Source organism: Bacillus sp. R45, from assembly GCF_021729365.1.
Taxonomy (GTDB): domain Bacteria; phylum Bacillota; class Bacilli; order Bacillales; family Bacillaceae; genus Bacillus; species Bacillus velezensis.
Genome location: NZ_CP091421.1, coordinates 1,325,450 through 1,349,474, shown reverse-complemented (window position 1 = coordinate 1,349,474; position 24,025 = coordinate 1,325,450). Strand labels below are relative to the sequence as shown.

The following is a 24,025-nucleotide window of genomic DNA, read 5'->3' as shown; positions in this document are numbered from 1 at the left end:
GACATTTTCTTTTTATCATAAATGAAAAAAGTCTATTATATTCATTCAATCATTAAAACACAAAAAACCCCATGCAGACTGCATGGGGCGCCGGTTATTCATACCGTAACGCTTCAATCGGATCTAAGCGTGATGCTTTGTTGGCGGGCAGCATGCCGAAGATGACGCCAATCAGCATACTGAACAGCACGCCGATACAAACCACCTGCCAGGAAACGAGCGACGGCCAGCCTGCGATAAGGGAAACGAGTGTTGCTCCCCCGTAGCCGAGACCGATTCCGATTAAGCCGCCGATTAAAGTAAGCACAACAGATTCAATTAAGAATTGTGTCAGAATCTGTCCTCTCGTGGCACCGAGCGATTTGCGGATGCCGATTTCTCTTGTCCGTTCCGTCACTGATACGAGCATAATATTCATGACCCCGATCCCGCCGACAACGAGAGAAATACCGGCGATCGAACCGATGATCGTCGTCATAACGGTCGTGACCTGACCGATTCCCGCCGCGATTTCTTCCATATTCATGACTTGATAGGCCTCTTTTGTACCGTGATTGTCATTTAAGAGACGGGCCGCTTCTTTTCCTGTTGTTTTGATTTGATCAGCGGACTCCGTCTGAACGGAAACGTTGCTGTAGTCGTTAGTACCGAAAGACGTTTTCAGCATGTTGAACGGCACATACATTTCACTGAGTCCTAACGATAAAAAGCCGCTCTCTTCTTTCAGTACGCCGATTACTTCTACGGGCTGTCCGCCGGCCCAGACGATTTTCCCGAGCGGAGACGTTTTCCCGAACAGCTTTTCAGCCATTTTTTTCGAGATGATTCCCGCTCTTTTCCCGGAAAGAAAATCATTGTCCGTAAACGTCCGTCCATCTTGAACGTCCAGCTTTTTTACGTCCAAGTAGCCGCTGTTAATGCCGTTCAGCGTAATATCCGTGTCTTCTTCATGGTAACGGGCCGTCATGGATTTTACCGCGGAAGCGACAACCTGCTTTACGCCGTCCACTCCTTTTAATCCATTAATATCTTCTTCTGTAAAACTCGCTTGCTGTAAGGCGTTCGGATTGGCTGTTAATTCTTCATCACTGGGCATGTAAAACAATTCAATCGTATTGCCCGGCCCGCTGATGGATTGCTTCAGCATTTGCTCTCCGCCCTGGCCGACAGCCACAACAACGATTACTGAACCGACGCCGATAATGATTCCGAGCATTGTCAGAATCGATCTCAGCTTGTGAGCTCTTACGGAACTGAGGGCCATCCGGAGATTTTCTGACAGGCTCATTCCCCCACTCTCCTCTGCTCAGAATCACGGGAAACGATCATGCCGTCACGGACGAAAATCACTCTGTTTGTACAGTCCGCCACTTCAGGCTCATGAGTGACAAGCACCACGGTCACGCCCTCTGCATTAAGCTCTGTGAACTGCTCCATAATGGAAATGCTTGTTTTCGTATCCAGCGCGCCGGTCGGTTCATCAGCTAAAATGAGCTTCGGTTCGTTCACGATGGCTCTTGCAATCGCGACACGCTGCTTCTGGCCGCCGGACAGCTCATTCGGCATGTGACGCATCCGATCCGCCAAACCGACTTTTTCCAACGCGTGCTCAGCCCGTTCCTCACGCTCTTTTTTGCCGATACCGGCGTAGATCATGGGAAGTTCGACATTTTTTCTTGCATTCAATCGCGGCAGCAGCTGAAACTGCTGAAAGACAAAACCGATTGATTTGTTCCGGACCGCCGCAAGCTCTTTTTCGGTGCATGAAGAAACATCTTCGCCCGCAAGACTGTAATTGCCGGACGTCGGTCTGTCCAGACAGCCGATGATATTCATGATCGTAGATTTTCCCGATCCCGAGGGTCCCATAATTGACACATATTCTCCTTCTTCAATCGTCAGGTCGATTGAACGGAGAACATCAAACGTCTCCTTGCCGATCTGATAGCTTTTTTTCACCTTTGAAAGCTGAATCATCTATGCTTTCACATCCGTTCCGTCAGTCAAACCGTCAGCCGGATTCAGAATGACTTTATCATCCTTTGAAAGCCCCTCTTTTATCTCCGTAAGCTGATTTGCGGTATCGCCGACTTTAACTTTCACGCGTTTGGCCTTCCCGTCTTTTACCGTAAAGACCCAGTGCTCATCTCCGTCTTTTTTGACTGCGGAGGACGGAAGCGTGTCGGCTTTCCGTTTGTCGGTTTCAATGTTCATAATTAATTTAAATCCCGGCTTGCCTTCCGGAAGGTTTCCGATCAGCTTAACCTGAAACGGATACTGGACGGCTTGTTCCGTGCTTTCCCCCGAAGCAGCGCTTGACTTTTGATCCGGAACGAGGCCGACAGCCGCCACTCTCCCTTTCCACGTTTTACCGGGGATGGCGTCTGAGGTGATTGTAACGCTTTGGCCCTTTTTCACTTTCAGCGTGTCGTATTCGGACAAATTGCCGGCAACGACCAGGTGTTCCGAGTCTCCTATATGTATAACCGGTTCTTGAATATCCGATTTTTTAGAAGCCGCTTCTTGATTTACCGAGATAACCGTCCCGTCCATCTCACTCTTAACATTGAGATTCGACACTTGATTTTCAAGAGACTGCTTTTGCAAATCAGATTGCTTTAATTCGATTTCCGCCGTTTTTTGCTGAAGCTGCAGATCAGTCCGTTCGGATTCAATTTGTTTTTTGGCTTCCGCTTCTCCCACTTGTTTTGCCAGATCTTGTTCCTTGCTGTTTAATGCTCTGAGTTTTTCTTCAACTTGTTCGATTTGCATCCGTTTTGATTGTTCCGTCAACTCATTTTGTTCTTTATCAAGGTTGAGCTGCTCATTTGTATACGTGACTAACGACGACCCTTTTTTTACTTTGTCGCCTTCTTTTACTTTCACTTTATCAAGAGTTCCTTTATCTGCTTCATAAAAAACATACTGTTCTTTAGAGAATTTAAGTGTTCCCGGAACCATAACCGTAGATGAGATTTCTCTGTTTTCCATGGTTCCGGTTTCGATTTTTTTTTCGGCGCTGCCGCCCGCGGGAGCGGCAGACTTATAAATATTGATACCGATGAATACTGCAACAATTACGGCGATGCCGATTCCGATCCAAATTTTTTTCATGTTATACACCTGCTGTCACTGAACTTAACAGTCCTCCGACTGCCGTAACCAAAAGCATAATAACAAACAGGACAACCGCGGAAGTCCAGGCCGCTTTTTTCGAAATGCCGCCTGTATAGCGAAGTCCCAAAGCCAGCAAAATATAGCTCCAGATGCTGAAAATGTCGAACGCGCTTAAAAAGACCGCGACGCCGTCTCCGGCCGGTATGACACTCGCCAAAGATGTAACGGCGTACAATGAGCCCGCACCGGTAAAATAAGTGACAAGACCGTTAATAACTAAGCCGATATTGGTAATAAACGCCGTAAACAGGCTGAGTGAGAGCATTTTTTTGTAAGTTGTCACGCCGCCTGAAATTTTGACGCACAGCCAGTAAATGAGCGGAACGATAAACAGAGCGATAATGCCCCCGAAGATTCCTCCGAACATCGTGCCGAATTTAGCGAAGGTTTTGGTCATTTCAATCTGATCATCCGTCAAACCGTCAAGAGATGAGCTGTTCAGCACTTCTTCATAATTCATCCCAAGCCCGCGCAAAATACTGCCGGCCGCGATGAGAATGATGACAATCAGGAGAGGAATGCCGATGACCGGCTTTTCTTTTAATCTTTTAAACTGCACAACAGGACTTGTAATGACGCCGAAAATTGACGGCTTTTCCGTGACTGCCGCATTGCTTTTTTCCAGGTTTGGTTCCATATTGCTGATGCCTCCTATGTATTATTCTGTTTATACGTACGCTTTAGGCTGAGAGAAGTTTCAATTTTTTTGCCGTTTGCGTATTTATGCTAAATTGTAACACAAATTCTCAGCTTTACGTTCCATAATTATGTAAAAAAAAGCATCGTCAGACCGGTATGACGGGTGGCTCAAAACCTTGTAAAGGCACTGATATCAGCCTATTCATGCAGTGAAAACCGCCTCAATTGCAAAACCCTTTAAATCCCATTTAAATATTCTCTGAAATTCAGCGCCTATATACAAAAAGAGCCGGATGGCAATGATGCACACCCGGCTCTTTTTTCACCCTCCGCTTACAGGAGGGATAAAGGCAATGGTATCACCTTCTGTTACGATGCTGTTGTCTTTTACATATGTTTCATTGATTGCGATCATGGCATTGTCAATCGTCTGAAGGCCGTACCGTTCCTTTAACAGCGTTTTTACAGCAGACGCCGCCGTCTCTTTTTCGTCAAGTTCAATGACCGATGTTCCCGCCTGCTCCGCAAGCCCGGCAAATAATAATACTTTAATCATCGCGATTCCCCTTTATCCAAATCCGGTTTTCCGTTCGGATAGGGCGTTGTTTCCAGCTGATCGCCTATCCATTCTTCCCCGTCTTCCCAGATTTCTTTTTTCCATATCGGCACAATCTGTTTTATCCGTTCAATTGCATATTCATTCGCCTCATATGCCGCCTTTCTGTGCGGAGAAGACACGGCGATTACGACCGCTGCTTCACCGATATCAAGGACGCCGACACGGTGAGTGATTGCAGCTTCGGCTCCTTCCCATTTCGCGCTGATTTCACTGCCGATTTGAGAAAGCATTTGAACAGCCATCGGTTCATACGCTTCATATTCGAGACGCACCGTCCGCCGTCCTGCAGTCCACTCTCTGACCGTGCCGATAAACGTTGTGATGGCGCCGGCTTCACGCTTTTCAACTTTTTTTACGATATTTTCCGCAATGATAGGTTCCCTTGTAATTTGAAAACGTTCCATTTAAGCAGATTCCCCTTTCAGCTGCGAAAGCACAAACATAATGGCAGCCGGATCGTCCGCATGGAATACGGGCTTGCCTGCATCTGTCGGCATATGCTCCGTATTTCTGCTGACAATCGCGATCACGCGCTCCAAATGCTTCAGCTTTTGCCAATCTTCGCTGTTTTTGATCATAATGATTTTCGGATGCGGCGCATGTTTAAATCCCTCTATGAGAAGACCGTCAATTCCCAGACATTCATACAGACTGATCAAACCCGCCAGATCCCATTTTTTTCGCGCCGTAAGCTGCAGGACGCCGTCCCCTTCTACTGCCGTAACCGCGGCTCCGGCTTTTGAAAAGCGCTCCGAGTCTTTCCCGTCAGAAAAAGGTTCCGGTTCTCCGCCATGTCCGTGATGTTTTAAACATCCAATATCGCACTCTTTCGGCGCCGCTTTCAGCACACGTTCAATAAACGTTGTTTTACCGCTGTTTTGAAAACCTACGATCTGGACGATCGGGAAAGAATTGACCACGGCCATTCACTTCCATTCTCATCACGAATGAGGAGCGCGTGAACCGTCCGGCCCGCTTCATACCCCCTCGTTCCTCCCGGCAGAAGGATAAACGCGTTTGCTTCGGCAAGAGATGTGACTGAGCTTGATTTGTCGAGACCGACCGGTGACGCCATCATTTTTCCGTCCTTATGATAAACAAATGCCCTCACAAATCTCGTAAACGGATTCGGCTTCGGAAAGTCGTTTGTTAACACGGCTTCCGCCCATCCGGAATGAGGTTTTTCATTCAGAAGCCACGTCTGAATCATCGGTTTGACAAACAGGGTGAATCCGACATAACATGCGGACGGATTGCCTGAAAGGCCGAACAGCAGCATGTCATCGGCCCGGCCGACAGTTGTCACGCTCCCCGGGCGCATTGCCACTTTGTTAAAAAGAACTTCCGCTCCGAGCTTATTATAAATGTCCGGAAGAAAATCAAAATCGCCGACTGACACGCCGCCGGTCGTGATCAGAAAATCAACTTTTTTCATAGCTTCCTTCACCGCAGCATAGCTGTCATCAAAATCATCGGAAATTTTCCCTAAGTTCAGCGGTACTGCACCCGCTTCAATGACCTGGGCATACACCATGGCAGCGTTGCTGTTGCGGATTTTCCCCGGCTCAAGCGGATCGCTGACATGAAGAAGCTCGGTTCCCGTTGCGATAATGCCGACAACCGGCTTTCTGACCACGGGAACGGAAGCATAGCCGAAGGTTGCTAAAAGAGCGGTTACGCCCGGCGTGATTTTCGTCCCTTTTTTTAATAGCGAGCTGCCTTTTTTCGCATCTTCTCCTTGATATGAAATATTATCCCCCGCATGAAAAGGGCGTTTCACTGACATGTAATTCGTGCCGTTTTCAGAAAACGTTTTTGTCAGCTCAAGCATCACTACGGCATCCGCGCCTTTGGGAATCTGCGCCCCCGTCATAATGCGGACCGCTTCATAAGGCCCGAGTTCTTTTTCTGACACGGCGCCGGCTCCGATATGGTCAATGACTTCAAAGGTGACGGCATTGTCACGGGAAGCCCTTTTTGAATCGCTCGCCCTGATGGCAAACCCGTCATACGGAGAACGGTTAAAGGCCGGCACATCATGATCCGCCTTAACATCCTCCGCCAAATAGCGGTGGAGACTGTCCTCCAGCGCCACCCATTCGGTATCCCCCTTTTTTTTATACAGGCTCACCCGGCGGACTGCTTCGTCCACCTGAATCGGCGTTCTTTTTTCAAGCATCGCAATACATCCCCTTCCTACAGTCCGATCACTCTGGCCAGAACTGAATTCGCTTCTTTTATATCGTTTGTACCGTGAATCAGAGCCCGTCCGTCCTGAAAAATAACGATTCTGAAGCGCTCGTACGCCATGTGCAGCAAAAATTCATTTGCTTCCACTTTACCGATCTGCTTCAGACGTTTGACAAGCTCTTCTTTATCCAGCCTCTTTAAGGCTTCCGATCTGATTTGAACGGTGTCTCTTCCGCACAGCACGCTTGCTTTCGGCCTGTTTTCAGGCTGCAGATACGGATATACGGGCTCCGCGCCGCAGGAAGGGCAATGATCCCGTTTGATCTGATCCACATTTATGCTCATATTGGTGTTATTCCACACGTCAAACGTGAAAAAGCGCCGATTTACCGCCGCATGATTTCCTGTCAGCAATTTCAGCGCCTCAGCCTGCTGATAAGCGGAGACGATATGAACCGCCGGAGGTATGATGCCTGCTGTATCACATGTCGCTCCGCCCACGGGCATTTGCTCAAACAGGCAGGATAAACACGGCGTAACCCCCGGAATAATCGTCATGCACATTCCCTGACTGCTGACACAGGCACCGTAAATCCAAGGTGTTTTCGTTTTCAGCGCCAGATCATTGATGACCATTCTCGTTTCAAAATTATCTGTCGCATCCACAATGCAATCCGCTTGTTCGATCAGCGGTTCGAGCGTTTCCGCCGTACCTTCCGCCGCGTAAGCATCGATATGTATATTACTGTTTACCGCTAAAAGACGCGCCTTGGCCGCCATTGCTTTCGGCAGGCGCTGTCTCGCGTCTTCTTCTGTATACAGCTGCTGTCTTTGTAAATTGCTCCATTCCACATAATCCCGGTCAATAATCGCCATACGGCCCGCTCCGGCTCTTGCAAGGCCCTCTGCCGCGGCTGTTCCGAGGGCTCCGGCTCCGACAATCAGGACACTGCTGTCAGCCAGCGCCTGCTGCCCTTTTTCCCCTATCGGCTTAAATCTTGTCTGCCGTGAATAGCGCTCTTCCATCTGTGTTGTCCCCTTGCATTTTTATTTCCATCATACCATGTTTCTTACCGATCAGTCCTGATTTGAAGACTCGACATGCGCCAAAAGTCTGGTGTAATCGTCCCGTGTGTTGACATTAGCGAACTCCTCCGGCCCGGCGCCGATGTCTTCAGCCTGCACATAACAGACAGACAGCCGTTTCAGCGTGTCTGTCATTTTCAGTTTGTTTTGTGTCAGCTGATCAAAAAGCACATCCTGCACCCGTTTATGGTAAACCGCCAAGAGGGGCTGCTCTCTGTTTTCACAAATCGGTATGACAGCGTCCAGATTTCCCGTCAGCTTCATTTCAAGCGCAGCCATCGTTTTTCTTGTCACGAGCGGCGTGTCACAGGATATGACCGTATATGTTTCGCCTTCCGTTTGTTTCATTGCCGTATATATGCCGGCAAGCGGGCCCATTCCCCGAAACCGCGGCTCATCGGCAAAAACATGCCGCTCCCTGTTTGATAAGAACTTTTTTATATGCTCAGGGCGGCTGATAATTACCGTTTCTCCGCCGCCGAAGGCTTTTTTCGCCTGTTCATAAAACATGCCGCCCTTCCACTTTGCAAAAGCTTTCGGTTCTCCGAATCTTCGGGAAGCTCCCCCCGCTAATATTACATTCACCCGTTTCATGTCATCGCTCTCCCATTCTATATAAAAGCATAGCAAACGCCTCAGCCGAAATACAATATTACGGTGCTTGTCTGTTTAATTAAGAGGAATAGCCGTTGTTCCTTTCCCATATTGTAGTGTTAACATCATGAGGGAGATGGTTCTTATGAAAATATCAGGTCCGTTTTTCCACGACACTTCTCAAGAGAACCTTTACTTGAAATCCGAACTTTCCAGATGCAGAAAAATAATTTCGGAATTTGAAGCAAGCTACTTCCATCAAAAAAACAATAAGCTTCAGGAGGAAAACGCCAATATTAAAGAGCGGCTTCACAAGCTTTCTGACGAATTGGAAGCCATGGCGCAAAAACACAAACAGACTAGTGACACGGAACGTTCTTTGCATGAAATCAGGGCCGGGCTGCTCGATAAAATCGTCATTCTGCAAGAACTGCTTCAGCAGGAAACGTTTCGGCGGAAAAATGAGATGGAAGAAAAACATCGGCTGCATCTTACAAATGTAAAATTTGAAGAAGAAAATAAAAACTTACATACCCGCATCCGCTCACTTGAGACCGCCGTTCAAACCGAACGGACTTCTCACGAAGATATGAAACAGCGTTATCATGCCGCTGCAGACGAAAATACCCGGCTCCAAACACAAATGATAGAAAAAGAATACCAGCTCAAACATATTAAAATAGAAATTAATCATATGAGAGATCGAATACTAGAAACAAAAGAACGGCTTGTAGAAATAGAAAAAACGAAAGAAAAGTTATTTCAAGAAACCATTCTTTCATATAAACGGCAGCTTGACGAAAGCGATGCTTGGATTGCCGGCCATTTTGCTGATATTGACAGCCGCACGGCGGAACCGGCGGAACAAACTCTGGAAATCCCTTCCGTTTCCAAAGAGACTGTTCAGGCAGAAGACTTGCTTACAGCCGTTACCGAACAAGTCATCTCCCTTCAAAAACAATTTGTAGAATCAGAGTCCCGCGATCAGTCGTTTGATGAAAAACTGGATGCGTTGAAAGAACGAGCTGACGGCGAAAAGCCTTTCCAAAAATATGTTGTCAAGCTTGAAAAAAAGCCTGGAAAAGATGCGTCACTTCCGCAGAATAAACGGGAAAACGCAAAAAAACTGCTTGAGTAACGCAAGCAGTTTTTACTGTTTTATTCAGCAGCCGTATCATTTGCCGTTTCTGCTGTTTCCTGAGAAATTTCTCCCTCAAGAATATATTGGCCGCGGTATGGTTTTTTCACTTCCGGATACATTTTAATTAAGCTTTGCATAAATGTTGTCATATTAGGAATTTCAAGGCCGCTTTCCTTTTCAATTTCCTTTTGCAGTTCGGAACTTTTGATCGCTGCATTGTGGCGTTTCAATGTTTTAATCGCTGCTTCGCGCAGTTTTGCCGCTTTTGATCCCGGTCTCGCCGTCCCTCTTCTTCTTCTTGTAGAACCGTCTGGAATGCCGGCGGGAAGAGACGTAATAGACTGCATCTGCGGCTGGGAGGATTGCGGCTGTGTCTGCGGCTTTTGATAGCTTCTCATTTCCTGTGCTGCAAGCTCTGCAAGCACCGGGAGAGAGTCACTTTTTTTCTCCGGACGAAACTCTTTTTTTGTATCGGACAGGCTGCCCGTATTGTCTAATTCTCTCAGTTTTGCATATATTTTATCACGTTCTATTTGATATTCACGAATGACTTTTACCTCTGCTTCGTTCAATTGTTCTAAACGTAAGCGCAGCGCTTCTCTTTCATTAAACATGTGTAAAACCCCCTGTCAAAAATTTAAACGCTTTTATTAAGATATTAGATTACAAAAGTAATTTTATCAACTATTATTTTATCATTTTACTATTTTATTTACTCTATGAAAAATTGCTTATTTTCTGAAAATGGTACTTTATATACAAAAATCCCTTGTCATATAGGGGATTCTGGACAAAGTTCCAATTTATTGAACCATTTCAAAATATAACTTGAAATTACTTGTTTAATGAAAATTAGCGTGATATCTACAATTTTCGACTATAATATGTAAAAGATAATGATATGGATAAAACAAGCGGTACAGCGTGTTTACGGCTGTTTCTCTTATTTTTTAAGCCATACATGTCATATTGGAATTTTTTATCCAATAGTCACAAAAAAACCCTGTTACCTAACGGCAAAGGGTTTGCAGAACCGAGACAATAGTCCGGCGGAGATTGTCCCGATTACTCAGAAGCCTGCTCCGTTTCTGAAAGTACCCGGCTGATGCGTTTTTCAAGCATTTTCATCCCGCTCTCTCCCGCTTGAAAATGGCGGAGCTGTCCGCTTTTATCAAAAACGTAATAAGCCGGCACATATTCATTTTCAAATGCGTCAGCCAGCGTATGATCGCTGTCAACGTAAATCGGCTGAGAGATATCGTGTTCAGCCGCTGTTTTCTTGATTTTCTCAAGATCAAGATCGTCTTCGGAACGGGGCATGTGGATGGCCACCACATTCAGCTGATCTTTATATTTATCACGAAACCCGTTCACCTCAGGCATCGCTTCTTTACACATGCGGCAGCTGGCGGACCAGAAGTGAATCAGTGCCGGCTTTCCGCCGACCAGCTGTTCCTTCGTGACTTCTCTGTTAATCCATGCTTTAGCGCCTGTTAATTCAGGCATTTGCTGATGTAATTTCATCTTATTTCCCTCCTTATGAAAAAAGTTTTTTGCCGGGGCTTTCAGTCCGCCGGGCAACGTTCTCCTGTTTTCCCTCCAAAGGAAATGATTTGGCTGAATCACCATGTTAAAATGAGTGTGGCGATTCCTTAGTTCATATCTTCACAAAAATGAAGATATTGAAACCGGGCAATATGAACAAATCATAAATGTAATAACTGGTTTCTATGAAAAGGTTTATCTTATTTAAAAAACGGGTATATCACTTTTAGCTTTTTCCTCAATAGACTTGAAAGGAAGACATCACTATGATTGATTTAAAACACTTTGATTGGGCCGGGCTTCTCACATCTGCCGGGATTTTCATCATAAAGCTGGCTCTCATTATTTTAGCGTATTTTATTTTCCGGACGGCAGGAAAAAAGCTGATCAAGCATCTGTTTCAGAAATTCGAGCAACAAAACAACCTCTCCACAGGCCGCGCTTATACTTTGCGAAGCCTCGCGCTTAATGTGTATGGATACATCCTGATTTTCGTTTTTATCGTAATGATTTTGGATTTATTTCACTACAATCCGAGCGCTCTCATTGCCGGCGCCGGCGTGGTCGGTCTCGCCGTCGGCTTCGGGGCTCAGGGGCTTGTCAGTGACATCGTCACCGGATTTTTTATCCTTTTGGAAAAACAGATCGACGTCGGTGATTATATTACGGTTGCCGGCTACAGCGGCATTGTCGAGCAGGTCGGTCTCCGTACGACGCAAATCCGGAGCTTTGACGGCACGCTTCACTATCTTCCCAACCGGGGCATCACGAATGTGAGCAACCATTCCCGCGGAACGATGCAGGCGCTTGTCGATATTAAAGTGCCGCTTGAAAAAAATCTTGATGAAACCATTCAAATCCTGCAAACCGCATGTGACAAAGCAGCCGCTGAGCTCCCGCAGATTAAGGAAGGGCCGGACGTCATCGGGGTTCAGGATTTAAGCACGTCAGAAATGGTGATCAGAATCATTGCCAAAACAGAAAATATGGAGCAATGGCGGGTTGAACGCGTACTGCGGAGAGAAATGAAAATCGCGCTCGACCGTTTTAAAAACGCCGCTTCCGCCGAATAGAAAAACCGAAGCGTAAGCTTCGGTTTTTTCTTTTTAATGAAATTTTTTTTCCACTTCGCTGCAGATTTCGTCGGCGGTCATTCCGGAAGCCGTAATGACGGGAGCCTGAGTTGACGTATCGGCAATGCCTTGGACATTGCTGTCAAGTCCGGTTACGACACAGCAGTCACAATTCTTCGCATCCTCAGGAGTCTTCATCATCACTACGTCATATCCTTTTTGTTTTAACGCCTGTTCTACATCCGATAAAGATTGTTCAATTCCAATTTTTTTCGTCATATTGAACACCTCCGTTATGTAGAATGCTCAATTTTTGTTAGATTATTCTTCTTTTCGGATTTAATTGGCATACTTCGAAAAATATCCGACCATGACATTTACCGCGGTTTCCATCGCATCTTCATCCGGGTTCAGCTTGGCGTGATGAAGCCCGTGGGATGAATCGGCCCCCAGCCAGAACATAAAGCCGGGATATTTTTTCAGCATATATCCGAAATCTTCTCCGGTCATCGCTTCTTTCGCCGTTTTCACGTCAGCAAGCTGATGATCGCTGACAAATTGCATAAATTCTTCGGTCAGGCCGCTTGTATTATAAACTTGATGGTAAACGGACGGATACGTGACTTTTCCTTTGCATCGGAAGCCGATTTCAATTCCTTTGACAAGCTCTTCAATCCGCTTTTTCACCATACGCATTGATTCCTCGGAAAGCGTCCGGATGGTTCCCTCCAGATGAGCATGCTCTGCGATGATATTTTGCGCCGTGCCCCCGGTAATCGTTCCGACAGTTATCACAGCGCTGTCAAGCGGATCCGTATTTCTGGATATGACCGTTTGCAGCTGCGTGACAAGCGTGCTCGCGGCAACGACCATGTCATCTGCTGTATGCGGATATGCCGCATGTCCGCCTTTCCCCTCAAGATCGATGACGAGCTCGCTCGTATTGGCAAACAGCAATCCGCTTTTGGTGGAAATGGTGCCGACCGGCAGCTCTGGTGCTATATGTAGGGCGGTGATTAAATCCGGCGTCCATTTTTTCAGCACATCGCTTTCAAGCATCGGTGCCGCTCCGCCCGGTCCTTCTTCAGCCGGCTGGAATAAAAAGAGCAGATCATGTTTGACGGGGTGATGGACAAAATGATCAATAATGCCGAGCGCGATGGTCATGTGCATATCGTGTCCGCATGCGTGCATAAAACCGGGGTGCTCAGATGCAAACGGAAGCCCCGTCTGCTCTTCAATCGACAGAGCGTCTATATCCGCTCTGTAGGCGAGCATTTTTTCCGGAGCCGTGCCGTTGATTTTGACAAAGATGCCGGTTCTCCAAGTTTCGATTTCAATTCTTTCTTCCGGATATTGGTTTAAAAGATTCAGCAGGTACTGCTGGGTTTTATATTCCTGAAAGCCGATCTCCGGAATGCGGTGCAGATCTCTTCGGATGGCAATGAGCCGCTCTTTTTCCATATGTATTCCTCCTTGAGATAAGAATAAGGCGTGGATTTTATCATCCACGCCCATTCTATCAAACCATTCCTTACAGCTGGCGTAATTCCTGTTTGATTTCTGTTTTGCCTTTTGTTTTTTCATCGATATCTTTAATTTTTTTCGCTGGTGTTCCCGCTACAACGGTATATGGCTCGACGTCATTTACAACAATGGCTCCGGCGGCGACAACCGCGCCTTTACCGATTGTTACGCCTTCAAGCACAACCGCATTTGCGCCGATCACAACGTCGTCTTCTACGACAACAGGCTTAGCGCTAGGCGGCTCAATAACGCCCGCTAATACAGAACCCGCTCCGATGTGGCAGTTTTTGCCGACAGTCGCGCGTCCTCCGAGAACAACGTTCATATCAATCATCGTACCTTCGCCGATGACTGAACCGATATTAATAGATGCACCCATCATGATAACGGCATTGTCGCCGATTTCGACTTGGTCGCGGATAATAGCGCCTGGCTCGATTCTCGCTTTCACATCTTTTAAATCAAGCATCGGGATCGCAGAGTTGCGGCGGTCATTCTCAATGACGTAATCCTCAATTTTGTCTTTGTTTTCTTCGATTGCGCTTTTAATTTCAGCCCACTCGCCAAAAACGACGCCGGATTGGCCGTTCAGGAATGTTTTAGCGGAATCTCCAAAGCTGATTCCTTCGAGATCGCCTTTTACATACACTTTTACAGGCGTTGATTTTGTACTATTTTGAATAAATGAAATAATTTCATTTGCATCCATCATTTTCATATGTATTGTCCTCCTCTGATTTTCTACCTCATTACTGTAACAAAGGAAGGATACAAAGACAAGAAAAAAAGGAACAAGCCTTTATTCTGCCGGCTGGCTGCACAGCGCGGCAAACTGTCTTCCGAATTCCCGGAGCTCTTCTTCCTCACTGCCCTCAGGGTTGTTTTCAATTTTGACCGACGGCAGCACCACCCGTCCGCCGCGGGCCGTAATTACTTTTTCCAATTCGTCAACCGCTCCGCAAAAAAACTCATAGGACGTATCTCCGGAACCGAACAAAGCAAATGTTTTTCCCGTAAACTCCAGGTTTTCCATATCTTCAGCAATATCGAGCATTTCATCAGGAAGATCCCCGTCTCCCCACGTATATGTGCCTAATAAAATATACTCGTAATCATTAAAAAGTCCGGCATGAATATCCATCGCTTCATATCTGTCTACGGATGCTTGTGCTTCGATCAGCCCTTTTTCAATTAAATCCGCCATCGCCTCGGTGTTTCCTGACATTGTAGCGTAAACAAGCAATACATTCCCCATCTTCGTCTCTCCTTTATGCATAAAAACTAATGTGCGAGCCGAACCGCCTCATACGGTCTGACAAACTTACTTTCGTAAAGGCCCGCGCAAAAAAAGTCTTCTTCCCGGTTGGCCACCCGCCATCCGTGACCGCGGATCGTATCAAACCACTTTAATTCACCGGCAGCGAGGTCAGCTTGATAAATACGCGAAAATCCGCTTTCGTCCTGTGACGAAGTGACATAAATAATCCCGTTATCCTCAGACACGTCAAGAAATGATTTTTCCCGTACATTGTCCCCGGCTGTAATGGCAAACTCCTCATGCGTCCGCACGTTTCGGACAGCAAGCTCCCCCCGTTCTCCCTTTGCCGCGCCCTTTGCTGCAATGAGCCAGTCATTCTGATACATCATCATTGAAGCCGTCATGCGCTGCCTTTCGCGGCTTATACGCCGGATGCGGCCTTCCGTCAGATCATACGCCCAAATGCCGCCATGTTTCATATGAATCCGGGTGCCGATATAAACCGTCTGACCGTGTAAACAAAGTGAACGGATGACAGGCGGCTCCTTTAATTGTGAAAAAGGCTTAGCCACATGCCAAGTGACGCCGAAATCATCAGATAAGTAGATGCAGTATGTGCCGTGCGCACAGACAAATCCGTCATTCCGCCCGGCAACGGCCCATACGGAGGCGTTGGTCGGAAATCGGGAGGCCGTCCAAGTCTTTCCTTGATCGGCCGATCTGAGGACGGCGCCTTTTTCTCCAGCTGCGAATATGTAGGGCCCTATATAAGTCAGCACATGAATCCTGCTTTTCACTCGGAATAGTCTTTTCCAGCCTTCTTCCGCCGAAAAATGAAAAATACCTTCGCCTTTCACAGCGACAAAAAATCCTGAAGATACTGATGCCATGACAGCCGTCGCGCCTTTATGAAACATGGCACCGGTCTCCGTGGTGAGCGGCCCATGCAAGAAAACCGCGGACAAATTCTTTGCAGCATTCTTGATCTTCAGCCGTCTCGGGCGCCAGCTCAATTTTCAGCGTTTCCGGATATAAATTGGCTCCGGCCTGTTCAAACGCATCGCAAAACAGCGTGACCGCTTCGCAAAACTTCGGGTAGGCGTGATCGCCTGAACCGAAACAGGCCGTTTTCAGTCCGTTGAGCTGGCTGTGCAGAATATCTTCGTAAAAATCTTCCGCTTCGTAAGGAAGATCACCATCCCCCCATGTGTATGTGCCGACAAAAACATAATCATATGCTTTTAGAGAATCCGCATCTGCTTCGTCCATATCAAGACAGTCAACCGCTATCTGATGCCCGCTCAGTGTTTCTTTTATAATGCCGGCAATATCCTCTGTATTCCCCGACATGCTTGCGTATATCATTAATGCTTTCTGCATATGATCACCTCGTAATTGATAATGATTTTCATTAACATATATAACACTTTAAATGATAATGATTTTCATTGTCAATAAAAAATAAAAAATAAAAAAAGACAGCATGATTGCTGTCTTTCTAAAATGGGCGTTCCTGTTTCAGCATATCTTTAATGACAGAAACAAAAGCCTGCACCTGTTTTAATTCAAATGCCGGCTCATAACCGAGCAGCCATGTGTCACGGCCGATCGGATGGTCCTTTGTATCAAGCAGGGGCATTTTATTTACTTTATCTTCCTCTTCTAAGGTGACTGACGGCAGAATGGCATAACCGATCCCGTGCAGCGCCATCTGCTTGCACGTTTCAATCTGATCGACAAGGATGGTCTGTTTCGGCGAGGTTTTGAATTTTTGATGCCACCAATGCTGAATTTCCTGAAAATATGTACTGTCACTTTTGAATTGAATAAACGGCCGGTCGGTATGGGCAATATCATCAATACAGGAAATTTCCGTATCGACCAAATATAAATGATCGGTCATTAAATAATCTTTCCGGCCTTTCCATTCCGGATTTCCCCGGATAATGCCGATATGTACCTGATCTTCATACAGACTTTTCAGCATTTCGCTGCTCCAGCCTGTAATGAGAGAGACCTTTGCATTCGGATATCGTTCCACATATGTTTTTAACACTTTCGGAAGCCAGTGCTGCCCGATAATGGAGGCGACGGCAAGCTTTAATGTGCCGTGAATCTCACCCTCAAGTTCATCAATGTTTTCTCTGATTCTTTCTTGCCGATCCGTGACGTCATTTGCAAATTGTATGATTTTTTCTCCTGCCGGCGTTACCGTAAGTCCTTTTTGAGACCTAAGAAAGATCTTTGTTCCCCAGGTTTTTTCAATGGTCTGCAATCGCTGGGACAGAGCCGGCTGTGACACGAATAACCGTTCGGCAGCCTTCCTCATGTTTAATTCCTCAGCTAAAACTACGAGCATATGAAGCTCTTGAAGCTGCATGTCGTCCTCCTTTTCAATGCCTTTTCGTATTTCTTATCTACCATTCTAATCAAATAAAGGCTGCCGAGGCAAGCGCCACTCGTATGTATGCGTTTTCTTTTTCTGGCATGCGAAAGAACAAATAGGCTGATCGTGCGAGCCTACTTATTCAATGATCTGATATGACTGCTCAACTGCTTTAATACGACTCTTCTCGTGAAAATGCCTTCAAAGACGCCTTCATCATTTTCAACGCAGACAAAGCCGTTGTTAATGACCATGCTGAACCCTTTGATAATCGGATCATTGATGTGGAGACGGGGAATGTCTTTCAGCATGACTTCCTCAACCGTAATTTGATCCAGCTTCTCAAACTCGATCCGTTCAAGTCCGAAAATGCTGTTCATAATCATATTTGTCCCGATCAAACCGTGCAGACGGTACGAAGCGTCAAGGACGGGAATGGCGGTATAGCCGGTTTTCGTCAGCACTAATAGAGCATGCTCAAGGTTGTTTCCGACTTGAACGTGCGCCACTTTATCCGCCTCGATCATAAATTGTCCGACTGTTGCATCAAGAAGCTGATCTGATTGTAAGCTAATCATGTCACTTCGACCCCTTTACATTTTTCATCAAAGCATGTATTCCCTATATTGCAATAATATAAACATTATCATTTTTTGTCGAAAAGTTTCCGTCAATAAAAAAGATACTCTTTGCAATCGAGTATCAATTTATAGGCCGCTGATTAATTTTCGTTCCGAAAACGGTCATAGAGCGTTACGAGTTTTTTATAAGTGGTTCCATCAACGCTTTTTGACCCTGCTTCTATATCGTTGATTTCGCTGGTCAAAAGCTCAATGGCATATTCTTGATTGATCAGGATATTCAGCAGAAGTTTCTGTTCTTCTTCCGTAAATCGTTCACTGATAAGACTCATACGTAATCAGGCCCCCTATTTTTAACTGAATACCTCTGAAAGCAATGTGAAGATTTGCTTTCAGCTCTACCGCTAGAATAAGTAAACAGAAAAAAATCGTCAACCGCATAATTCGACATTTTGCGGATTCTGTATGAAATATTATTTTGTGTAACGATTGGCATAACTGAATGCTGTGCAGGAATCGGGCTTGATTTTCGCTTCAATGCCCATCGAGGTAATGCGGCCGGTCATTTCTTGTATCAATTCTTTTGTCAGCCCTTTTTGACCGATATCCAGATGCACTTCAAATGAAAGATCCGCCCCTTCATCCGCAAAAGGCAAGAGCAAATCTGTCAGTTCCATAAGACAGCCGTCGAGGATATGCGCAGCCATCTCCTGGCTGAACGCGGTTTCCAGCGAGATTTTTTCGCGAAGGCTATGTATCGGTCTTGCAAGGTCGTGATTTTTCAAACAGCCCCAAGCTCCCTTGCCTGTACGGTGCAAGTGTATAGCCGTAATAAACTTTGTGAAGTCGCGGTAAACTTGTGAATCAGTCCCTACAGACAGCACGTATGCTGAACGGGGGTCTTTATTGACAAAGCGTTTCAGCCGCTCCGTCACGTCTTGAAAGGTCATCTGTGCCTCAGAAAGATTATAAAACAGAAAAGAATCAGCCATGTACGGACACTCCTCTTTCCAGAGTCTACAACCAAACGAACAAGCACGTTCCTTTGCATAATTTAATAAAGCTCCGCTTGCGGAAGACCGGAAGCTTGGTCAGCCTGAAAAATCAAATCACATTACTGAAGGAGCTCAAAAATTTCAATAGAAATCATGTCAATGTTATCAAACGGATATGTGTTAGGTTTTTCACCTTTTTGGAAAACCGTCAGTTCAAACGTTTGATTTTTTTCGAAATATTTAACACTGCAAATTTTTTCGCCGTTAACTTCAAAATAACGCTGCATCGGCTCGTTAGCCGCTTCCGCTGTTTCTTGCAGACTTTGCAGCCGCGTGATGATACCCATTAATTGTGACATTCTAAAAAAAGACTCCTTTCAAAAAACAACTTCAAATCAACAAGTATTTATTATAATACAAGTCCTACAGAGCATCATACCATAAAGTAGACCGGGATGGCATTTTCCCGCTGGATTTTCAAAAAGAAATAAACGGGAAAACCGTGTTTTCGAATAGTTTGAAGCTTTTTTCGGAATGTCATACGCCTTTCAAAAATAATTTTTCGCTTTTTGAGCCGCCATTGTCAGATGTATGTAAGGAGAAGCCCTTTTATGCGCAGACAGCATAAAAAAACTTGGCGGGGGTAGCGCCAAGCTTTTTCGGATCTTGATCTGATAGAGGGGTTGGGGAACAGAGAGTAACTTCTCTCTATAACTAAATGATAATGATTATCACTATCATTGTCAATCGTTTTTTAAAACTTTTTCACATTTATAAAAAAAGCGGCTTACAGCAGCCGCTTTAAAGTAACCCGTCCTGTTCATATAAATAAGAGTAAGGCAGATCGATAAATAAATACATATTGTCATCCATCGGGTATGAAAAGGTTCTGATCATCTCACCCGTCTCAATATCACTGTACAGGTCACTGAAAAAGCCTTTTCTTGAATTCCGCATCTTCATAATGTTTTCTAAAAAGTACGGACGCCAGCTCCAGTTTTTCTCCACGTATTCAGGCTGATAAAGCCATTCGCCGGACTGCTTGAACACATTTCCCGTCAGCTGATAGCCTTCTTCATCACACATATAAATTCTGAAACAGCAGTCGGTCAGGTTTTCCGCCAGTTTTTTAATAAACTCATCGTCCGCCTGATGGGTTTTCTTCAGCTCAGAAACTGCCTGATTGACCCGCTTATAAAAATTCTCAGAGTGTTCGTATACTGTCTCCAGCTTCTTTTTTTCTCTCGTGATAAATTGCTGAAACTCCGTTTTCAAGCGTGCTTTTAACAGGCTCCGGTCTATAAAATCGCCGCTCGGCGCCTGCAGATAATAACCTTGAAAAAATCGGCCTCCGTTTCTCCATGCGTACTGGAGCTGAAAATCAGCTTCTATATCTTCATACAGCAGCGCGGCGCCGATTTTTCTCGCCAGCAATGAAATGCTGTACAGCACATGCTCATACGAAGGTGACGGCTGAGATACTTTCAGCGCCTGCAAATCTATTTTCAGAAGGTCCGGTGAAAGGAGCGCGATTCTGTCCAGGTTGCTGCTCTCCTTACCTATATTGTCCACCGCGATTTTAATGCCGTATGTACGATAGTAGGCAAGCATATGGTACAGCTGTTCAATGTCGCCTTCGAAATTGTGCTCGGTGATCTCAAGCACAATACGGTTCAATTCAATGCCCTGCTCTTCGTATTCTTTCAAAAGCTCAAGAAAGCTCTCGCCGTGGTCAAGCATCAATACATTCGCATCCTGATTGATAAAAATCAACAGATCGCGATCAGCTTCTTTAAACCGCTCCAGCGCCTGCCTGATGACTCTGTCATCGACCTCAAGCTTATATTCTTCCGGAATGCCGGAATCTAAGAAAAACGGCCCGAGGCTCTCAATCTCCGCATCTGCCAAAATACGGCCAAGCACTTCGTAGCCTACGACTCTTTGTTCCTCAGCGTTAAAAATCGCTTGGTAATACGGAATAACATCATCAATATTCGTCAGTATATCAAGTGGGTCCAACATGTTATCACCTGCTTCTCTATCTTTGTCTGATTATACACAATTATATCAGCACCACAAATGTTTAGATTAGGGGAAAAAGGAGGCAGTATGGCAGCAGTTTAAAATAAAAGGGGAAAACTTTTTAAGATCACTCTTCAGACCGGTTAATTAAGGACGTTATTCATTTGTTTCACCATCACAAATAAAAGGATAAATATAAGAGCATGATAACCGGCGGCTGTCCAAAAATAATGGCTCCAATCAGTACTGTTAAATATCCAATCATCATGTTTCAACTGAAAGAAAGTTCCTTTTTTATCTAAAGTGCCAAATGTAAGAGTTGTTAACCCGCCAGCACTCTTGGAAACGTCAACTCCATACATTGAACCGGCATGATCAGTATGATTTATTGGCATATACGTATAATCAGATAAAATTGTTTCCGCCAGCTTGGTTGGCAGAGACACATATCATACAGCCGATGTATCGCCTCCGAGCCCACTCAAATACTCCCCGGCTTTAATAAATTTCGTTTCATCAGGAAAATCTATATGATATAGCTTTTCAAATCTGATTATTTCATCAGATGTAAGATTGGTATTTTGATAATACTCCGGAGTAAAAGCGCAAATGATAAAGTACCAAATATTAAAGATGATAACGAAACTGCTTACAAATAGTACAACGAACCATTTTAATAATTTCTTCACTTATTCACCTCTTAATCTTTAAAAATTATATCATAATTTTGAATAGAAAAATAAAACAAGCGAACGGTCACCTTTAACGTTCGCTTGTTTTGCAAAATATGTCATGTAAATTAAAACGGGTAAGGATTCAGCCATTGCCCCCCGTCCATTGTGATACAATCCCCGTTTATATAGGATGCTTCATCGGATAGCAAAAACGCTGCCAAAGCGGCGATTTCCTCCGGTGTCCCCAGACGGCCGAGCGGCACACTGTTCATAGTGCGGGACACCGCTTTTTCCGATTCAAACAGCTTCTCCGCACCGCCTGTCCGTTCAATCGGGCCGGGGGCTATCGCGTTTGTGCGGATGCCGTATTTGCTCCCCCATTCAACGGCCAGCGTTCTTGTCAGTGACAATACCCCCGCTTTGGCTGCAGCGGAATGAACGACACCCGCTCCCGCTCCCCATGCGTATGTAGCGGCCATATTTAAGATGACGCCCTTCTGCTCCTGCTCGATCCAATGCCTTGCCGCGGCTTGGCTGCAGAAAAATGTGCCGTTTAAAACAATCTCAATAACAGCTTTCCATCCATTGGGCGTCAGCTTCTCTGCCGGGCAAATAAAATTGCCGGCCGCATTGTTAATCAGCGCATCGAGCCGGCCAAAGACTTTTTTCGCTTCTGTAATCATGTCTGAAGCGGCGGAATCAGAACGGACATCCATTTGAAAACAGGCGACCTGCCCCTCAAAGGTCTCAATTTCTTTTTTTGTTTCCTCAAGTGCTTCATGGTTCCTCCCTGTCACCATGACGTGCCATCCTAATTCAGCCTGTTTTTTCGCCATTGCTTTTCCCATGCCGCTCGAACCGCCTGTAATGATTACCGCTTTCTTATCCATAACAAACCCACCCCTTTTATTGAATGAATAATCATTCATAATTTTATCATAGATGTCTTTCCGCGTCATTACATGCTGAGAAGGGATTTTTCAGCCAGGCTGATGATATAATAGAACAACTCTGACAAAGGTTGGTTTTACATATGGAGAAAATCACGAGAAGAACATTTTTAAAAAGAGGATTCGGCATTTTGGGTGCAGCTCTCGCAACGGCTTGCGGAGGTTACGGCTATGCCCGGTATATTGAACCGCGCATGATTGAGATCACCCGTCATACAATCACCAGCCGCCTGATCCCCCGCGGCTTTGACAATTTTAAAATCGTTCAATTCAGCGATACGCATCTCAGTGATGTGTTTACATCCGGTGACTTGAATAAAGCAGCGGAAAAGATCAATCAGCTGAAACCCGATCTGCTCATCTTTACGGGAGATTTAATTGATAAGCCGCATTTATTTAATGATCACCAGCAAGCACTGGCCGTGCTGCAAAATCTGGAAGCTCCCTTCGGCAAACTTTGTGTTTACGGAAACCATGACCACGGAGGCTACGGTACGAACACGTACAAGGTTCTGATGGAAGCGGCTGATTTTCAAGTGCTTCGAAATGGCTGCCGTCAGGTGCAGCTGACAGACGGAAGCCGGATTGAATTCGCGTTTTTGGATGATGTAATGCTCGGAAAACCCGATTATGAAGGCACCCTGTCCCGCCTTTCCGAAGATGCGTTTTCCATTTTAATCGTCCACGAGCCTGATGCCGCTCTCAAGATCGGCGGATATCCCGTAAACCTCCAGCTGTCGGGACACACTCACGGCGGCCAGGTCCAGCTCCCGTTTTTCGGCCCTCTCATTACGCCTCCATACGGAAAAACGTATACCGACGGCATGTATACGCTGCATGACACAGCCGTTTACGTCAATCGCGGGCTCGGTACGACAAGACTGCCGTATCGATTTTTAGCCAGACCGGAAATCACGCTGTTCACATTGAAAACCGTACAAAAATAAGACTTTTATCCCGATGCACAGACACCCCCTCCGTAATATGTATATGGAAAAGAGCAAAAAGGAGGGTGATGAAACTGCTGACATATCAAGTGAAACAAGGAGAAACCATCTCAAGCATTGCGCAAGACTTCAGAATAAGCACTGCTGCTCTCCTTCAGGCAAATCCCTCAATCCAATCGGTCATATACGCGGGACAGCACATTATCATACCGAATCTTCCCGACCCATCCACCATTCCCTATTCCATTGTCGTGTATATCGGAGCGAAGAAACTGGAGTTATACCGCCTCGGCAGGCTCATCCGTACGTACCCCATCGCAGTCGGAAAAATATTGACGACCACGCCGACCGGAGAATTTTACATTGTGAACCGCCAGCCCAAGCCCGGCGGCCCGTTCGGCGCTTATTGGCTCAGCCTCTCTAAAATTCATTACGGCATTCACGGAACAAATAACCCTTCCTCCATCGGCAAAGCGGTATCAAAAGGATGCATCCGGATGTATAATCAGGACGTCACTGAACTTGCCGCTACCGTTCCTAATGGAACAAGGGTGACCATTATAAGATAGAAAGATCTTATTTGTTAATGGAACGAGCTGATGATAATATATTACAGTGGGA

General features: G+C 45.7%; 29 protein-coding genes and 1 pseudogene. 4 read left to right on the top strand and 26 right to left on the bottom strand.

The annotated features are described in order from the left end of the window. Nucleotides 1-94: 94 nt before the first annotated feature. From L3V45_RS07055 to L3V45_RS07010, 10 genes are all read right to left on the bottom strand, one after another. The gene (locus tag L3V45_RS07055; protein ID WP_003154574.1) at nucleotides 95-1,288 is read right to left on the bottom strand and encodes an ABC transporter permease; all 1,194 of its coding nucleotides are present in this window, start codon (nucleotides 1,286-1,288) and stop codon (nucleotides 95-97) included. Then, a complete protein-coding gene (locus tag L3V45_RS07050) occupies nucleotides 1,285-1,977 on the bottom strand; it encodes an ABC transporter ATP-binding protein (protein ID WP_003154575.1) in 693 nt (230 codons plus the stop codon). The genes L3V45_RS07055 and L3V45_RS07050 overlap by 4 nt, the downstream gene beginning before the upstream one ends. Continuing rightward, nucleotides 1,978-3,114, bottom strand: a complete 1,137-nt coding sequence (locus L3V45_RS07045; protein WP_234949663.1) for an efflux RND transporter periplasmic adaptor subunit — start codon at nucleotides 3,112-3,114, stop codon at nucleotides 1,978-1,980. A 1-nt stretch (nucleotide 3,115) separates the two neighbouring features. After that, on the bottom strand, nucleotides 3,116-3,814 hold the full coding sequence (locus L3V45_RS07040; protein WP_139886631.1) for a YknW family membrane protein: 699 nt from the start codon (nucleotides 3,812-3,814) through the stop codon (nucleotides 3,116-3,118). Nucleotides 3,815-4,138: 324 nt separating this feature from the next. Continuing rightward, nucleotides 4,139-4,372 (bottom strand): molybdopterin converting factor subunit 1, encoded by a 234-nt coding sequence (gene moaD, locus L3V45_RS07035; RefSeq protein WP_003154578.1) that lies wholly within the window; start codon nucleotides 4,370-4,372, stop codon nucleotides 4,139-4,141. After that, entirely contained in the window at nucleotides 4,369-4,839 is a 471-nt protein-coding gene (locus tag L3V45_RS07030; RefSeq protein WP_003154579.1) for a molybdenum cofactor biosynthesis protein MoaE, read from the bottom strand. Before L3V45_RS07030 ends, moaD begins: the two co-directional genes overlap by 4 nt. Next, nucleotides 4,840-5,361: a molybdopterin-guanine dinucleotide biosynthesis protein B gene (gene mobB / locus L3V45_RS07025; protein WP_139886632.1), complete on the bottom strand. Its 522-nt coding sequence runs from the start codon at nucleotides 5,359-5,361 to the stop codon at nucleotides 4,840-4,842. Next, entirely contained in the window at nucleotides 5,322-6,614 is a 1,293-nt protein-coding gene (locus L3V45_RS07020) for a molybdopterin molybdotransferase MoeA (protein ID WP_234949662.1), read from the bottom strand. Before L3V45_RS07020 ends, mobB begins: the two co-directional genes overlap by 40 nt. 17 nt (nucleotides 6,615-6,631) lie before the next feature. Beyond that, nucleotides 6,632-7,651, bottom strand: coding sequence for a molybdopterin-synthase adenylyltransferase MoeB (locus L3V45_RS07015; protein WP_003154586.1), 1,020 nt, complete (start codon nucleotides 7,649-7,651; stop codon nucleotides 6,632-6,634). Nucleotides 7,652-7,702: 51 nt separating this feature from the next. Further along, the gene (locus L3V45_RS07010) at nucleotides 7,703-8,305 is read right to left on the bottom strand and encodes a molybdenum cofactor guanylyltransferase (protein ID WP_043867053.1); all 603 of its coding nucleotides are present in this window, start codon (nucleotides 8,303-8,305) and stop codon (nucleotides 7,703-7,705) included. Nucleotides 8,306-8,450: 145 nt separating this feature from the next. Between L3V45_RS07010 and L3V45_RS07005 the strand changes: the two genes are divergently transcribed. Continuing rightward, a complete protein-coding gene (locus L3V45_RS07005) occupies nucleotides 8,451-9,443 on the top strand; it encodes a coiled-coil domain-containing protein (RefSeq protein ID WP_003154589.1) in 993 nt (330 codons plus the stop codon). A 20-nt stretch (nucleotides 9,444-9,463) separates the two neighbouring features. Here the strand turns inward: L3V45_RS07005 and rok are convergent, their stop codons facing one another. Both rok and L3V45_RS06995 read right to left on the bottom strand, forming a co-directional pair. Next, nucleotides 9,464-10,060 carry a transcriptional regulator Rok gene (gene rok / locus L3V45_RS07000; protein ID WP_003154591.1) on the bottom strand — a complete coding sequence of 199 codons (597 nt, stop codon included), beginning with the start codon at nucleotides 10,058-10,060 and terminating at the stop codon, nucleotides 9,464-9,466. A 451-nt stretch (nucleotides 10,061-10,511) separates the two neighbouring features. After that, nucleotides 10,512-10,970: a TlpA family protein disulfide reductase gene (locus tag L3V45_RS06995; protein WP_060387295.1), complete on the bottom strand. Its 459-nt coding sequence runs from the start codon at nucleotides 10,968-10,970 to the stop codon at nucleotides 10,512-10,514. 287 nt (nucleotides 10,971-11,257) lie between these two features. Here L3V45_RS06995 and L3V45_RS06990 point away from each other — a divergent pair, with 287 nt between their 5' ends. Continuing rightward, nucleotides 11,258-12,064, top strand: coding sequence for a mechanosensitive ion channel family protein (locus L3V45_RS06990; protein WP_003154595.1), 807 nt, complete (start codon nucleotides 11,258-11,260; stop codon nucleotides 12,062-12,064). Nucleotides 12,065-12,097: 33 nt separating this feature from the next. On the opposite strand, the gene L3V45_RS06985 is transcribed toward L3V45_RS06990, so the two are convergent. The 14 genes and pseudogenes from L3V45_RS06985 to fadH form a co-directional block, all read right to left on the bottom strand. Beyond that, nucleotides 12,098-12,343 (bottom strand): YkuS family protein, encoded by a 246-nt coding sequence (locus tag L3V45_RS06985; RefSeq protein WP_003154596.1) that lies wholly within the window; start codon nucleotides 12,341-12,343, stop codon nucleotides 12,098-12,100. A 60-nt stretch (nucleotides 12,344-12,403) separates the two neighbouring features. Continuing rightward, on the bottom strand, nucleotides 12,404-13,528 hold the full coding sequence (locus tag L3V45_RS06980; RefSeq protein WP_014304923.1) for an N-acetyldiaminopimelate deacetylase: 1,125 nt from the start codon (nucleotides 13,526-13,528) through the stop codon (nucleotides 12,404-12,406). A gap of 70 nt (nucleotides 13,529-13,598) precedes the next feature. After that, on the bottom strand, nucleotides 13,599-14,309 hold the full coding sequence (gene dapD / locus L3V45_RS06975) for a 2,3,4,5-tetrahydropyridine-2,6-dicarboxylate N-acetyltransferase (RefSeq protein ID WP_007409623.1): 711 nt from the start codon (nucleotides 14,307-14,309) through the stop codon (nucleotides 13,599-13,601). Between the two features lie 81 nt (nucleotides 14,310-14,390). Then, the gene (locus L3V45_RS06970; RefSeq protein WP_003154599.1) at nucleotides 14,391-14,846 is read right to left on the bottom strand and encodes a flavodoxin; all 456 of its coding nucleotides are present in this window, start codon (nucleotides 14,844-14,846) and stop codon (nucleotides 14,391-14,393) included. A gap of 26 nt (nucleotides 14,847-14,872) precedes the next feature. Continuing rightward, nucleotides 14,873-15,766: a WD40/YVTN/BNR-like repeat-containing protein gene (locus L3V45_RS06965; RefSeq protein ID WP_236837316.1), complete on the bottom strand. Its 894-nt coding sequence runs from the start codon at nucleotides 15,764-15,766 to the stop codon at nucleotides 14,873-14,875. Beyond that, entirely contained in the window at nucleotides 15,756-16,229 is a 474-nt protein-coding gene (locus L3V45_RS06960) for a flavodoxin (protein ID WP_003154604.1), read from the bottom strand. The genes L3V45_RS06965 and L3V45_RS06960 overlap by 11 nt, the downstream gene beginning before the upstream one ends. Nucleotides 16,230-16,347: 118 nt before the next feature. Beyond that, on the bottom strand, nucleotides 16,348-17,229 hold the full coding sequence (gene ccpC, locus L3V45_RS06955) for a transcriptional regulator CcpC (RefSeq protein ID WP_003154605.1): 882 nt from the start codon (nucleotides 17,227-17,229) through the stop codon (nucleotides 16,348-16,350). A 140-nt stretch (nucleotides 17,230-17,369) separates the two neighbouring features. Next, on the bottom strand, nucleotides 17,370-17,813 hold the full coding sequence (gene cbpB / locus L3V45_RS06950; RefSeq protein ID WP_003154608.1) for a cyclic-di-AMP-binding protein CbpB: 444 nt from the start codon (nucleotides 17,811-17,813) through the stop codon (nucleotides 17,370-17,372). A gap of 143 nt (nucleotides 17,814-17,956) precedes the next feature. Then, nucleotides 17,957-18,148 (bottom strand): antirepressor AbbA, encoded by a 192-nt coding sequence (gene abbA, locus L3V45_RS06945; RefSeq protein WP_003154609.1) that lies wholly within the window; start codon nucleotides 18,146-18,148, stop codon nucleotides 17,957-17,959. Nucleotides 18,149-18,289: 141 nt separating this feature from the next. Beyond that, nucleotides 18,290-18,808, bottom strand: a complete 519-nt coding sequence (locus L3V45_RS06940; RefSeq protein WP_003154611.1) for a ribonuclease H-like YkuK family protein — start codon at nucleotides 18,806-18,808, stop codon at nucleotides 18,290-18,292. A 122-nt stretch (nucleotides 18,809-18,930) separates the two neighbouring features. Then, nucleotides 18,931-19,170, bottom strand: a complete 240-nt coding sequence (locus L3V45_RS06935; RefSeq protein ID WP_003154613.1) for a YkuJ family protein — start codon at nucleotides 19,168-19,170, stop codon at nucleotides 18,931-18,933. 442 nt (nucleotides 19,171-19,612) lie between these two features. Beyond that, nucleotides 19,613-20,833, bottom strand: coding sequence for an EAL domain-containing protein (locus tag L3V45_RS06930; protein WP_003154615.1), 1,221 nt, complete (start codon nucleotides 20,831-20,833; stop codon nucleotides 19,613-19,615). 143 nt (nucleotides 20,834-20,976) lie between these two features. Continuing rightward, a pseudogene (locus tag L3V45_RS06925) lies at nucleotides 20,977-21,522 on the bottom strand (hypothetical protein). Between the two features lie 110 nt (nucleotides 21,523-21,632). Then, nucleotides 21,633-22,397: a 2,4-dienoyl-CoA reductase gene (gene fadH / locus L3V45_RS06920; protein ID WP_003154618.1), complete on the bottom strand. Its 765-nt coding sequence runs from the start codon at nucleotides 22,395-22,397 to the stop codon at nucleotides 21,633-21,635. 143 nt (nucleotides 22,398-22,540) lie between these two features. Between fadH and L3V45_RS06915 the strand changes: the two genes are divergently transcribed. After that, nucleotides 22,541-23,404 (top strand): metallophosphoesterase, encoded by an 864-nt coding sequence (locus tag L3V45_RS06915; protein WP_069473382.1) that lies wholly within the window; start codon nucleotides 22,541-22,543, stop codon nucleotides 23,402-23,404. A 74-nt stretch (nucleotides 23,405-23,478) separates the two neighbouring features. Beyond that, nucleotides 23,479-23,973 (top strand): L,D-transpeptidase family protein, encoded by a 495-nt coding sequence (locus L3V45_RS06910; protein ID WP_088037173.1) that lies wholly within the window; start codon nucleotides 23,479-23,481, stop codon nucleotides 23,971-23,973. The last annotated feature ends 52 nt before the right edge of the window (nucleotides 23,974-24,025 follow it).